Source organism: Halarcobacter sp. (genome assembly GCF_963675975.1).
Taxonomy (GTDB): Bacteria; Campylobacterota; Campylobacteria; order Campylobacterales; family Arcobacteraceae; genus Halarcobacter.
In genome coordinates, this window is sequence record NZ_OY780939.1 from 2,501,768 (window position 1) to 2,515,035 (window position 13,268).

Consider the following 13,268-nt stretch of genomic DNA (forward strand, 5'->3'; position numbering starts at 1 on the left):
CAAAATAATCCAACCAAAAATATTTTATTTACCATTATATAGAAATATAATTAAACAATATAAGAAAAAATTATAAAAAATAATAATTTATTAAAATACGTCACAGTTTCTGTCACAAATTTAAAAAATCAATAAAAAAACAATCAATTCCTACAAATATAACCTCAAAGTAGTATAGTTAAACAAAAAAAGAGTCTAAAATGGAAAAGCAACAAAGATTTTGGATAGTAGGAAGTAGTAGTGGTATTGGTTTAGAGTTAGTAAAGATATTGTTATCTGAGGGGCATTTTGTGGTTGCTAGTTCAAGAACTGCCCAAGAAAATGAAGATTTACTAAACTTACAAAACACATTTAAAGCCAACTTAAAACTTGTAAGTCTTGATGTAAACAACGATGAAGAGCTAGACTCAAAAGTAAAAGAGGCTTGGAAGTGTTTTAGAGGGCTTGACCTTTGGTTTTACAATGCTGGAGCATATGAAGTTATGGATATAGACAACTGGAACTTCAAACACTTTAAACAGATGAATGATGTAAACTATTTGGGTGTTTTAAAAATCATGACTAGAGTTTTACCATATTTTCAAAATCAAGGTTTTGGAAGATGGCTTTGGAACCTTAGTCTTTCTACATATTTTGGATTGCCAAAAGGTGGAGGATATTCTGCACCTAAAGCTGCACTTTTAAATTTAGCTCAATCTATACATCCAGAACTAAGAAACAAAAACATTACTCTGCAAGTAGTAAACCATGGGTTTGTAAAGACAAGACTTACAGCCAAAAATGACTTTGAGATGCCACAGTTAATGACACCACAGTTTACAGCAAAAAAGATTTATGAAGGGATACAAAAAGATGAAAGTTTTGAGATAAGATTTCCTTTTAAACTTGGTATATTTTTGAGAGTTTTATCCTATCTTCCTTATAAAATCTCACTTGCACTTACAAGGAGAATGTTATGATTTATGCAGATTTTTTTGAAAATATAGACAAAGATACAAGTATACATGAGTTTGCGCAAGTGTTTGATTTAAATGCAAAGTTTAAAGACCCTTTTCATGAAGTAAAAGGTTTAGATGAGATATATAAAGTGTTTCAAAAGATGTATGAAAACTTGGATAACCCTAGATTTACAATCCTTGATACTATGTCTGAAAAAAACATCTCATATATCAAATGGGAATTTTCTTTTTACTTTAAAAAGCAACTAGTAAAACAAAGTTTTATAGGACTTAGTAGAGTTGTTTTTAACTCTGACAATAAAGCAATATCTCACGAAGACTTTTGGGATGTAGGAGAAAATATATATGAAAAAATCCCATTTATATCAAGCATAATCAAGTTTGTAAAAAACAAGATTAAATCATGATATATTATTACGCTTTACTTGCTTTCCCTTTGGCAACTATTGGGCTTCCTTTATATATCTATTTGCCTACATTTTATGCAACAAATGTAGGTATTGATATTGCTTTGGTTGGAATAATCTTATTTATAGCAAGAATAAGCGATGTGTTTACAGACCCATTACTTGGCGTTCTAAGTGATAAGTGTCTCAAAAAATACAACAGTAGAAAACCACTTATGATAGTTGGAGCATTTTTACTTGTTATCTCTTTTTATTTTCTTATAAATCCTAGTTTAGAATACAAAAGCTATTGGTTGTTTTTCTTTTCTGTTTTGATATATTTTGCTTGGAGTATGATAAGTATTCCATACCTTACTTGGAGTTCTGAATTAAGTACAAACTATTATGAAAAAACAAAACTAAATAGTTTTAGAGAAGTATCAACTATCTTAGGACTTTTGTTAGCTTTAGTTGCTCCATATTTTGCAAGTTCTGATAGAATAGAAGAGAAGCTAAACATACTTTTTATGGTGTTCTTTTTTGTATTTGTTATCTTCTTTTTAATATCTATGATAAAAATAACTCCACAACAAAAAGCTTTAAATAACACCTTTAACCTAAAAGATATAAAAGAGGTTTATAAAAAAATTCCTCAACTAAAAACCTTACAATTAGGGTATTTTTTCAATAACCTTGCAAATGCGATTCCAGCAACACTATTTTTGCTTTTTATTGAAACTGTTATAAAAAAGGAGGAAAACTCATCAGAGGTTTTGATTTTATATTTTTTATCAGGAGTTTTAGCACTTCCTTTATGGACTTTATTGTCTAAAAAAATTGGCAAAAAAAATGTCTGGATTGCATCTATATTATTAGCTTCAAGCTCTTTTATATTTGTAATTTTTTTAGAAGAAAACGACCTTTTGCTTTTTGCAGTTATTTCTATAGTTTCAGGGCTATCACTTGGAGCTGATATTGCATTTCCAACTGCTATACAAGCTGATTTAACTCAAAAGATAAAAACCATAAATGACAATATCTCAGGGCTTGTATTTGGAATATGGACTATGATTACTAAAATATCACTTGCTTTATCTATTGCTATTAGCTTTGGGATACTAGGTTTAGTAGACTTTGATAAGCAAAACCTTACAGCAACTTCATTGCTAACTATTACTTTACTATATGGTTTAGTACCAGTAGTTTTAAAATTTATATCAATATTTATTATTTTTAAGTACAATGAAGAAAATTAAAAAATTTATTAAATGACATATTTTACATACAAAAAGACCTATATAAATATAAAATTGAAATAAAAATAGGAGGGTGATGTGAGAGTTTGTCTAACTTTAGCTTTTATTTTATTACTTACTTCAATAAGCTTTTCATGGGCAAATTATACAAAAGCCCCTCCTCCTGTAACTTATGTAAACCCTAAGAGTTTTAGTGGTCTTTGGTATGAGATAGCAAGAACTTACAACTCTTTTGAAAAAAACTGTGTTGGTGCATCTGTTGAGTATAAACTAATAGATGAGTTTAAATACGATGTAACAAATAGATGTTTTGAAAAAACTTTTGAAGGCAAACTTATATCTTACAACGGTACAGCTGAAGCTTTATATGAACAAAATATGTCTCAATTAGAGAAAACATATTTTTGGATATTTAGCAAAGATTATAGAGTGATTTATTTAGATGATTACAAAACTGCTGTAATGAGTGATGAAAATATGGAAAATCTATGGATTATGAATAGAGAGCCTTTTCTTAGTAAAAAGAAGCTTGATTCTATTTTGATGTTTTTAGATAAGTATGTTGATACTTCAAAACTGATATTTACACCTCAAAATAAAGATGGAAAATACAAATGAAAACAGAAAAAAAACTAAAAATAGCAGTTCTTGGAGCTGGAATTAGTGGCTTGGGTACTGCTTACTTACTAAGTAAAAAACATAGCGTAGATTTATATGAAAAAGAAAACAGACTTGGTGGTCATGCTAGAACAACTTTTGTAGAAGAAGATAATAGAAGATTTGGTGTTGATACAGGTTTTCTAGTTTTCAATCACGAAACATATCCTTTACTTACAAAACTTTTTAAAGAACTTGATGTAAAAATAGAAAACAGTGATATGAGTTTTGCTTTTTGGGACAAAAGTTCAGATATAGCTTACAACGGACAATCTTTAAAAGGGATGTTTGTACAAAAGAAAAATCTTTTTAATATAAGTCATTATGTGATGATTAGAGATATTATAAAGTTTAATAAAAAAGCAAATCAAGACTTAGAAAACAACTCAAAAGATTTAGATAAAACTCTAAAAGAATATTTAGAAGAGTTTTCTGATTACTTCAAACAAAGATATATTATCCCAATGGGTGCTTCTATTTGGTCAACTCCAACAAAAAAAATGAATGAGTTTCCAGCTAGAACTTTTTTGACTTTCTTTAAAAACCATGGACTTTTAGGTGTTGATACACACCACCAATGGCTAACTGTTAGTGGAGGTTCTATAAATTATGTTGAAAAAGTGGCTCAAAATATCTCAGGAGATATATTTTTAAATGCCCAAATATCTTTCGTAGAGAGAGAAGAAAATACTGTAATTGTTCATCAAAAAGATGGCACAAAAAAAGTATATGATAAAGTGGTATTTGCAATGCATGCACCTGATGCTTTAGAGTTAATTGAAAAACCAACTTTAGATGAGATGGAGATACTTTCTTGTTTTACTTATAAAGAAAACCAAGCAGTATTACACAACGACAAAAAAGCATTATATCCAGACAAAAAAGCCTACGCAGCTTGGAACTATAAAAGTGAAAATAAAAATGGAGATGTAACTTTATCTTATTGGATTAATTTACTTCAAAATCTAGATGCAAAAAAAGAGTATTTTGTATCACTAAATGAGACTTCGAAATTAGATAAAATTATAGAAAAAATAGAATACTCTCACCCACAATTTGATTTAAGAGCAATAGAAGCACAAGAGAAACACCACCTAATAAGTGGCAAAAACAACACATATTATGCAGGTGCATATTGGAGATATGGCTTCCATGAAGATGGTTTATATAGTGCAAATAGAATTGCAAAAGAGTTTGGATGTGAATTATGAGCCATAGATTTTATGATGGACAAATCTATCACAAAAGATTAAGTCCTACAAAACATGATTTTACATATAAATTTTTTATGGTTGATATTGAGATTTCTACTATAGAAAAGTTAAAAGATAAACTATTTTCTCTAAACAAATTTAATCTTTTTTCTTTTTATTCAAAAGATCATTTTGGAAACAGTAAAAACTTCAATGAAAACATAGAAAACTTACTAAAAAAATTTCCAGTAGATACAAAAGACAAAAACTACAAAATAAGATTTATAACTCTTCCTAGAATATGTGGTTTTGTTTTTAATCCTATATCTTTATTGCTTTTACTTGAAAATGATAGACCAAAATATCTTTTAGCAGAGGTTCATAACTACAACGGTGGGAGAATAATCTATCCACTTAAACTTGAAACAAAAGATGGAGAAAAATATTTTGCAGAAGGAAATAAAGATATGTATGTATCCCCTTTTTTTAAAAGAGATGGAGAATACAAGTTTACACTAAAGTATTCAAAAGAAGAGTTAGTTTTAAATATCTTGCTTTATGAAGATAAAGAAAAAATGCTAACAACAACACTAAACACAAAAGCTATGCAGTTTAATACTAGAAATATTTTGAAACTGTTTTTAAAACACACTTTCTTAACTTTTTTTGTAGTTACTAGAACTATTTATCAAAGTATAAAACTAAAACTAAAAGGGCTTAAATGGACAAGCCCAATAAAACAAGACCAAATAAGGAGATACTAATGGAAGGTTTCTGGAATAAAATAGGAAAAAACTTTTTATCTAAGATAGAAAAAGGTAGATTAGAAGTAACTTTTAGCAATGGAGAAACTATCACTTATGGAAATACAAGTACACCATTTGCAAAACTAAAACTAAACAATGCACAACTTTTCAAAAGACTAACTCTTTTTGGAGATATTGGTTTTGCGGAGAGTTATATGGATGGAGATTTTAAGTGTGATGATTTGACTTCATTGATAAAAATAGCACTTATAAACTCTTCACAACTACAAACAAAAAGTGAAGATGAAAAAAAATTTAGTTTATATAACACTTTTCCAGTTTTCAATAAAATAAAACATTATCTAAGAAAAAACTCAAAAACTAAATCTCAAAAAAACATCTCACAACACTATGATTTATCAAATGACTTTTTTAAACTTATGCTTGATGATACGATGATGTACTCTTCTGCTGTATTTGAAACTTTTGATGAGCCTTTATATGATGCACAAAAAAGAAAAATAGATATCTTAGCAAAAAAACTGAATCTAAAAAAAGGTTCAAAAGTCCTAGAAATAGGTTCAGGTTGGGGAGCTATGTCTATGCATTTAGTGAAAGAATATGGTTGTGAAGTTACAACTTTAACCCTATCAAAAGAGCAAAAGAAACTTTGTGAAGATAGATTTAAAGAGCATAAAATAGAAGAATCAGTAAATGTAATGCTTCAAGATTATAGAGATATGCAAGGTCAATTTGACGCGATTATTGCTGTAGAGATGTTTGAAGCAGTTGGAAGAGAATATTTTGATATCTTCTTTAAAAAATGTGAGAGTTTATTAAGCCATCATGGAATACTTGTAATGCAAATAATAACAATGCCAGACCAAAGATATGATGCATACTGTAAAGGAACTGATTTTATACAAAAGTATATCTTCCCAGGAGGTCATCTTCCTAGTGTAGGAAAAATACTAGATGTAACTTCAAAAAACACAAAACTAAACCTTCTTCATATGGAAGAGTTTACAGAGCATTATGCAAAAACTTTAAATATTTGGCATGAAAACTTTAATGAAAAGATTGAAGATATTAAAAAACTTGGTTTTGATGAGTATTTTATAAGAATGTGGAAAATGTACCTTTGTTATTGTGAAGCAGCCTTTTTAACTAGAAATATAAACTTAGTGCAAGTTGCATTTACAAGATATGAAAATATGGCTCTAAATCAAGGATATGTAGCATGAAAACAAAACTACTATTACTGATATTATTTTCTTTTTTATTAACAGGATGTTCAAAAATGCAATTAGAAGACTTTAAAAACAAAACACCAGAGTTTATACCTCAAGAGTATTTCAATGGCTCTATGACAGCTTATGGATTAGTAAAAGATAGAAGTGGGAAAATCATACGAACTTTCAAAGGAACACTTGTTGGTTCTTGGGATGAAAATGGAGTTGGAACTTTAGATGAAAAGTTTGTTTATGATGATGGAGAAAAACTAACTAGAGTTTGGACTTTAAAACCAACAGGAGAAAAAAGCTTTGATGCAACTGCAGGAGATATAGTTGGAACTGCTAAAATGGAAGCTTTAGGAAATACTGTGATGATAGATTATGTAATGACTGTCCCTTATAAAGGTACTACAATAGATATTAGTGTAAAAGATTGGTTGCACTTACAAGAAGATGGAGTTATTATAAATCACTCAAAAATGAAAAAGTTTGGTTTTACAGTAGGAGAGTTGGTAATAACTATTATTAAAGATTTTCCATGATAGCTATTTTAGCATCTAAATGAAATCTTTTATCAAAGTTTATTGAACAATTTAGTAATATAAATCTTTAAATTTTAATATATATAAAAAGGGTTTTAAAATTGGCTAATAAAAATAAACATATTAAAAAACTATCAAATTATGCACTTGTAGGTGGATTGGGTGCTTTTTTAATCACAGGACTTACAGGATGTGAAAATAAAGGCATCAGCGGTCAGAATCAACAACAAGGTGGTTCTGTAACAGATGCAACCCAAAAACAAAATGCATTTGTGATTATTGAAAAATCTCAAGATGGTAAATATTCTATTGCAGATGAATTTCCAGCAGCTAAAACAACTATTGTTTTAAGAAGTCCTGATGGGAGTGAAAGAATTCTTTCGCAAGAAGAGATTGATGCTTTAGTAAAAGAGGAAGCTGCAAGAATCGACAATGGAACTTCTGGTCTTACAAATCCTCAAATGAGTGAGGGTATGGGTCTTGGTGGAGTTCTTTTATCTTCTATTGCTGGGGCTATGCTTGGTTCTTGGATTGGAAATAAACTATTTGGTAACCAAAACTATCAAAACCAAAGAAAAGCTCAATACAAGTCACCTCAAACATATAGTAGATCTCAAAGTTCTTTTAAAAAAGCAGCTACAACAAGTAGTAGTACAAAAAAGAGTGGATTTTTTGGAAGTAAATCTGGTACTTCAAAATCTGGTTCTTTCTTTGGTGGGTGATAAATGAAATTAGAAAAATTAAAACCATTAAGTGATGAATACTTAGAATCAATAGGTTTTGTTTGGCATACAGATGAAGATAACTCTTCTTATGTTGTTGATGAGATTGTACAAATCTCTGAAGAGGAAGCAAATACTTATTATGAAGCTGTAAATGAGCTTTATGATATGTTTTGTGAAGCTGGGGAATATGTTATTGAAAACAATCTATTTCATGAGATAAATATACCTTTTAACTTAGTAGAAGTTATAAAAGAATCTTGGGAAAATGATGTACATTGGCATCTTTATTCTAGATTTGATTTAGCTGGGGGAATTGATGGGAAACCTATTAAACTAATAGAGTTTAATGCAGATACTCCTACATCACTTTTTGAGACAGCTATTATCCAATGGGCTATGCTTAAAGCAAATGATTATGAAGAAGCTAGTCAGTTTAACAATCTTTATGAAGCACTTAAAGATAACTTCAAAAGAATCATCACTTTAGATACTGAGATAGATAAATTTGAAGAGTATTATTCAAAACTAAACTGGAAGATTTTATTCTCTTCTATATCTAGTTCTAGTGAAGATATAAACACAACTAAACTTCTTCAACATATAGCAACTGAGGCTGGGTTTAATACAGACTTTGAATATATTGAAAATGTACAATTTAGTGATGAAGGTATTTTCAAAGATGAAGAAAGCTTTGAGTTTTGGTTTAAACTTATCCCTTGGGAAGATATAGCAATAGATGAAAATGAACTTGCTCTTCTTTTAACAGAAATAGTAAAAGATAAAAAAGCAATCATTTTTAATCCTGCTTATACTTTAATGTTCCAATCAAAAGGTTTTATGAAAATCTTATGGGATTTATACCCAAATCATCCCCTACTTTTAGAAACTTCATTTGAGCCTTTAGAGGGTAAAAAACAAGTTGAAAAAAGATGTTTTGGACGAGAAGGAGCAAATACTAAAATCATAAATAGTGACGGAAGTATTGATGTGGAAACACAAGGTGATTATGAAGGTCACAAAGCTATTTACCAAGAATATGTTGAACTTCCAACTGATAGTGAAGGAAACTCTTATCAAGCAGGTGTTTTTTATGCCTATGAAGCTTGTGGTTTAGGCTTTAGAAGAGGTGGAAAAATCCTTAACAATATGTCAAAATTTGTAGGACATATTATAAAATAAAAATCTCTTTCAATTTTGATGCAAAATCATAATTTTGTAGTATACTTCGCCGTTTTATTTTACTACAAGATTATGAGATGGCACACAGACATTATTTAGCAATATTTAAAGAGATAAAAGCTAGCAACTTTTTAAAGTTACAATCAATTGCACTTTTTATCACAACATATATAGATTGGACTTTAATCCCTTTTGTTACAAAACTTGAAGGTACTTATTTACCTGTATTTATGATTAGTTTTTTTATGCTTGTTGGAGCTTTAGATGGATTTATACAACCACTTTTTAAAAATATAAAAATCTACAATATCTATTTATTTACTATTTTGTTAGATATTATCCAAATAGGAAGTTACTTTTTCTTTTCATATTCTATTTTGTTTTTTACTTATTTGATACTGACAATATTTACAATCCAAGCTATAACTTTTGAGATTGCTAGGGTTCATACAGTTGATTTTATGCAAGATGAGAAAATAGAGTTAAAAGATTACTTGATGTTGCGTTCTTTTATGATATCTTTAGCAATTGTAACTGGAAGTTTGAGTGCAATGCTATTTGATTATTTTACGAAAGATTTAACATATCTATTGATTTATTTATCTATTTTGGGAATTGTTGGTATTTTATTTCAATTTAGACTTTATGAAAAGTTTAAAAAACGAGTGATTTTCAATGAAATTCAAATAGAAAAAGATAAGAAAGAACTATTTGAAAAATTTAAGGTTTAAGGTATTGATTTATATATTTATCTATTAGATTAAAGTTTGCACTGTTTATAAACTCTAATTTCAGATCCATTAGAATTATATCTCCTATGTTAAATTTTTCTAATTTTACAAAATCTTTTGAAGTGGTAACTATAGTGTATCCCTCATATTTCTCTTTAATAGTGTTCAATTCTTCTAAAGTAAAATCATGGTGATCTTCAAAAGCTTCCATTTTTGTACCCTTAGGTAAAAACTCTAATACTCTTTTTGGTTTAGATATTGCAGTTAATAAAAGTAATTTTAGTGGTAAAACATTTAAAATATCACCATCTCTTACAAAAGTAACCACTCTTTTAAAGTTTACACCCTCTTTTATCTCTAAATCAGCGAAAGAATAAGCCATTTTAGGTTCTCTATATCCACCACTTGGAAGACAAAATATATTTGTAGGTTCCTCTTTTGGTCTAATTAATACATCAAATTTTTTAATATCATATTTAGAAAAACCATCATCTAAAAATACTATTTTACACCCCATCTCTTTGGCCTTTAAAATAGCTTTTTTTCTATCTTCACTTACAATAACTGTAGCATTTGGCAGTGAATTTGAAAGTAACATTGCTTCATCACCACTTTGTTTTACATCTTCAAGTATTTTACCTTTGTCTGATACAACAAATAAGCCTTTTGATTCTCTTCCATAACCTCTTAAGATTACAGCTACATCCTCATATTTACTAGCTAATTCTATTGTCAAAGGAGTTTTTCCACTTCCCCCAACGATAATATTTCCTATAGAAATAACAGGAATACCAAAGTCAACAGTTTTTGCACTTGCTCGTTTAAAAGCAATAATAAGCATATAAATAAAAGTTAAAGGAAGTAATAAAAAAGAGATGATTCTTTGGAAGAAATTAGGGAAGAAGAGATACTCTTCAACCCATAAAAAAAACTTCTGATTCAAATGTTATACCCAATCAGTAGCTATTTCAATAATTTGATCACAAATATAATTGACTTCTTCATCTGTTAAACCTGGATACATAGGTATAGATAATATTTGTTGATATGAAGTTAATGCTGAACTAAATTCAGTAATCTTAATAGAATATTTGTGTTTATAATAAGATAAAAGGTGAAGTGGAATATAGTTTAATCCAGTTGCTATTCCTCTTTCTCTTAACGCTCTAGCAAAAGCATCTCTGTTTCTAGAGATTTTAATGATAAAGTGTGTAAAGATATGCTCATCTTTATGTGGTGGAATAGTTACGTGTTTAATTCCAGATAATCTATCTTTATAGATTTTTGCAATCTCTTTTCTTCTTTTGATAAATTTATTTGTTTTTTTAAGTTGAGCTAGAGAAAATGCTGCATCAAGCTCAGAAATATCATATTTATGTCCAATATCAACTACATCATAAATATAATCTAAGTTACCAAAATCATCATATGTAGTAGTAATGGCATGTGTTCTAAGTAGTTTTGCTCTTTCTGCAATCTCTTCATTGTTTGTAACAATTACACCTGATCTACTTACTGAATATTTACCATTTGATGGATTTGTAGAGAAGATTGTCATATCAGCTCTTAAGCTTCCTACAGTTTCATCATTGTAAGTTACACCTAAAGCACAAGTTGCATCTTCGATAAGTATAATTCCATATTTCTCTGCAATATCATAGATTCTGTCCAAATCAGGAGTTTGTCCTGCAACAAAAGTGATAATCGCACCTCTTAATTTTTTTGTTTTATTTTCAGCAAGTGCTTTTTCAAACTTATTAACATCAATATTCATATCTTCTGTATTGATATCAATAAAAATTGGCTCTGCATCAAAATGTCTAACAACTTCTGGCACATTTACAAAAGAGTTAACAGACATTAAAATCTTATCTCCTCTTTTAAGTTTTATTGCACTTAAAGCCAAATGGATTGCAGCAGTAGCATTACAAGTTGCTACAGCATATTTTGCACCTACAAAATTTGCAATATTGTCTTCAAATTCAACTACTTTGTTATCATCTTTATTAAGCTCTAAAACTGACTTAATCTGACTTAACTCTTCCTCTCCGATTGAGGACTGATAAAAAGATATATCTTTCATTATTAACTCCACTTTTTATTTGCAATTACAGGTAATTTTGCTTTTTTCTAAGAATCAGCATTGTGCTATAATTTCTTTTTTAATTTTCCCAATTAATCATAAATTTTTCTTATTTTGGGCCGAACTATCTTATTATAATTTAATCTACCTTTGTTTTTTCATAAATTTCATCTAAAAATAACGAAGTAGTTTCTTTTATTTTGCTTTTTTGTAACAAAAGTTGCTCTTTTATTGAAATTAGCTCTTCTAACTGAAAATACTCTAAATAATTTGGATTAATCTCAATTGAGTCTTCACCTGTAGTTGAAATCAAACTTTTTATCTCTTCTATAATCTCTTTTTTTTCCATCTATTTTACAAACTTTTTAACTATTTGATCCAAATAAAGTTCCATTTTTTCTACACCAATGTCTTTATCTGAACTTTGGCAACACTTGCAACATGTGCCTGCATCTGTTAGCTCACCAATTTTTTCAATTGAATTTGCACCATTCTCTTTAATTGAGAAAATTATCTCCCCTAATGTTACACCTCTACATTTGCAAACTTCGAAAGAATGAGGAAAACTTTTAGCCATTTTGTACCTCTTTTAATATATCTTTTAAATATATCTCTTTTTTTACTTTTCCAAAATCAGTTTCAGGGAAAATACAATGTCTACACTCTGTACCAGCTGTTGTAAAATCTTGTATTTGACCTAATGTTTTGATTTTATTTGTATTGATAGAAGTTATAAGTTCCCCTAGAGTTACTTTTTTACAATTGCAAACCTCGTAATCATGTTTAAACTTTTCTATCAATTATATACCTCTACTTTTTTTGATAAGTTCATAAGCTTCATTTATCTCTTGAAGTTTTTTAGTAGCTTGATTGATAATATCCTCTGAAGCACCCTGCCCTGCAACTATATCAGGGTGATGTTTTTTAACTAAAGTTCTATATTTTTTCTTTAAAACATTATCATCATCATCTTTATTAGCCTCTAAAACTTCATATGCTTTTTCTAAAGATATAGTTTCATTCTCTTTTTGATTTCTATAGAAATTTTCAAATTTATTTACTAAATTTTCAAAATCTACTTTTTTTATTTGTAGAGAATTTGAAATATCTTCAGTAATCATAAATTCAGTTTGTGAAAACTCTTTATCAATAAACGCAAGATTTAAAAGATATTCTAATATTTTAATACGCTTTTGGTAGTCGTGTTTTGTTATTTTATATAATTTCTCACATATATTAATAGTATTGTCAAAGCTTTCTTTTTCTATATTATAGATATTTTTTAGTTTGTCTCTAACTTCTTCAGAGTTTTCAAAATGTCTTGAAATATCTGTAAAAGTATGTTTTAACATCTCAGCTTCAAGCTCACTAACTTGACCATCTGCTTTTGCAACTTTTGCCATAAGAGCAACAAGAAGACCTGCTTCATGGTTCATCAAGTCACCATTAAATCTCTCTTTTATATCTAATTTAATATTTTCAAACTTTTCAGTTTTGTACCCTCTTGCAATAAAATAAAGTATAACACCAATTATCAGTAAAACAATAAGTTTCATCGTAGTCCTTTTAAATTAAT

Annotated in this window: 17 protein-coding genes; 11 read left to right on the forward strand and 6 right to left on the reverse strand. The window is 28.6% G+C overall.

Annotated features, from left to right (window positions below):
- Positions 1-200 precede the first annotated feature (200 nt).
- The 11 genes from ACKU3H_RS12305 (at position 201) to ACKU3H_RS12355 (ending at position 9,609) form a co-directional block, all read left to right on the forward strand.
- The gene (locus tag ACKU3H_RS12305) at positions 201-959 is read left to right on the forward strand and encodes an SDR family NAD(P)-dependent oxidoreductase (protein WP_320034162.1); all 759 of its coding nucleotides are present in this window, start codon (positions 201-203) and stop codon (positions 957-959) included.
- A complete protein-coding gene (locus tag ACKU3H_RS12310) occupies positions 956-1,366 on the forward strand; it encodes a nuclear transport factor 2 family protein (protein WP_320034163.1) in 411 nt (136 codons plus the stop codon). Before ACKU3H_RS12305 ends, ACKU3H_RS12310 begins: the two co-directional genes overlap by 4 nt.
- On the forward strand, positions 1,363-2,601 hold the full coding sequence (locus ACKU3H_RS12315) for an MFS transporter (RefSeq protein WP_320034164.1): 1,239 nt from the start codon (positions 1,363-1,365) through the stop codon (positions 2,599-2,601). The genes ACKU3H_RS12310 and ACKU3H_RS12315 overlap by 4 nt, the downstream gene beginning before the upstream one ends.
- A 78-nt stretch (positions 2,602-2,679) precedes the next feature.
- Positions 2,680-3,219 carry a lipocalin family protein gene (locus ACKU3H_RS12320; RefSeq protein WP_320034165.1) on the forward strand — a complete coding sequence of 180 codons (540 nt, stop codon included), beginning with the start codon at positions 2,680-2,682 and terminating at the stop codon, positions 3,217-3,219.
- Positions 3,216-4,469, forward strand: coding sequence for an FAD-dependent oxidoreductase (locus ACKU3H_RS12325; RefSeq protein WP_320034166.1), 1,254 nt, complete (start codon positions 3,216-3,218; stop codon positions 4,467-4,469). The genes ACKU3H_RS12320 and ACKU3H_RS12325 overlap by 4 nt, the downstream gene beginning before the upstream one ends.
- Positions 4,466-5,215 carry a DUF1365 domain-containing protein gene (locus ACKU3H_RS12330; protein ID WP_320034167.1) on the forward strand — a complete coding sequence of 250 codons (750 nt, stop codon included), beginning with the start codon at positions 4,466-4,468 and terminating at the stop codon, positions 5,213-5,215. Before ACKU3H_RS12325 ends, ACKU3H_RS12330 begins: the two co-directional genes overlap by 4 nt.
- Positions 5,173-6,441: a cyclopropane-fatty-acyl-phospholipid synthase family protein gene (locus ACKU3H_RS12335; protein WP_320034168.1), complete on the forward strand. Its 1,269-nt coding sequence runs from the start codon at positions 5,173-5,175 to the stop codon at positions 6,439-6,441. Before ACKU3H_RS12330 ends, ACKU3H_RS12335 begins: the two co-directional genes overlap by 43 nt.
- Positions 6,438-6,974, forward strand: coding sequence for a DUF3833 domain-containing protein (locus tag ACKU3H_RS12340; protein ID WP_320034169.1), 537 nt, complete (start codon positions 6,438-6,440; stop codon positions 6,972-6,974). Before ACKU3H_RS12335 ends, ACKU3H_RS12340 begins: the two co-directional genes overlap by 4 nt.
- A 101-nt stretch (positions 6,975-7,075) precedes the next feature.
- Positions 7,076-7,696, forward strand: a complete 621-nt coding sequence (locus ACKU3H_RS12345) for a UPF0323 family lipoprotein (protein WP_320034170.1) — start codon at positions 7,076-7,078, stop codon at positions 7,694-7,696.
- Between the two features lie 3 nt (positions 7,697-7,699).
- Positions 7,700-8,878, forward strand: coding sequence for a glutathionylspermidine synthase family protein (locus tag ACKU3H_RS12350; protein ID WP_320034171.1), 1,179 nt, complete (start codon positions 7,700-7,702; stop codon positions 8,876-8,878).
- Positions 8,879-8,955: 77 nt separating this feature from the next.
- On the forward strand, positions 8,956-9,609 hold the full coding sequence (locus ACKU3H_RS12355; RefSeq protein ID WP_320034172.1) for a hypothetical protein: 654 nt from the start codon (positions 8,956-8,958) through the stop codon (positions 9,607-9,609).
- Here the strand turns inward: ACKU3H_RS12355 and ACKU3H_RS12360 are convergent.
- The 6 genes from ACKU3H_RS12360 to ACKU3H_RS12385 form a co-directional block, all read right to left on the reverse strand.
- Positions 9,599-10,552: a tetraacyldisaccharide 4'-kinase gene (locus ACKU3H_RS12360; RefSeq protein WP_320034173.1), complete on the reverse strand. Its 954-nt coding sequence runs from the start codon at positions 10,550-10,552 to the stop codon at positions 9,599-9,601. The two genes, ACKU3H_RS12355 and ACKU3H_RS12360, sit on opposite strands and share 11 nt — an antisense overlap.
- Before the next feature lie 3 nt (positions 10,553-10,555).
- The gene (locus tag ACKU3H_RS12365) at positions 10,556-11,692 is read right to left on the reverse strand and encodes a DegT/DnrJ/EryC1/StrS aminotransferase family protein (protein ID WP_320034174.1); all 1,137 of its coding nucleotides are present in this window, start codon (positions 11,690-11,692) and stop codon (positions 10,556-10,558) included.
- 139 nt (positions 11,693-11,831) lie between these two features.
- Positions 11,832-12,041, reverse strand: a complete 210-nt coding sequence (locus ACKU3H_RS12370) for a hypothetical protein (RefSeq protein ID WP_320034175.1) — start codon at positions 12,039-12,041, stop codon at positions 11,832-11,834.
- Entirely contained in the window at positions 12,042-12,269 is a 228-nt protein-coding gene (locus ACKU3H_RS12375) for a (2Fe-2S)-binding protein (RefSeq protein ID WP_320034176.1), read from the reverse strand.
- Positions 12,262-12,492: a (2Fe-2S)-binding protein gene (locus ACKU3H_RS12380; protein WP_320034177.1), complete on the reverse strand. Its 231-nt coding sequence runs from the start codon at positions 12,490-12,492 to the stop codon at positions 12,262-12,264. Before ACKU3H_RS12380 ends, ACKU3H_RS12375 begins: the two co-directional genes overlap by 8 nt.
- Positions 12,493-13,248 carry a TerB family tellurite resistance protein gene (locus tag ACKU3H_RS12385; RefSeq protein ID WP_320034178.1) on the reverse strand — a complete coding sequence of 252 codons (756 nt, stop codon included), beginning with the start codon at positions 13,246-13,248 and terminating at the stop codon, positions 12,493-12,495.
- Between the last annotated feature and the right edge of the window lie 20 nt (positions 13,249-13,268).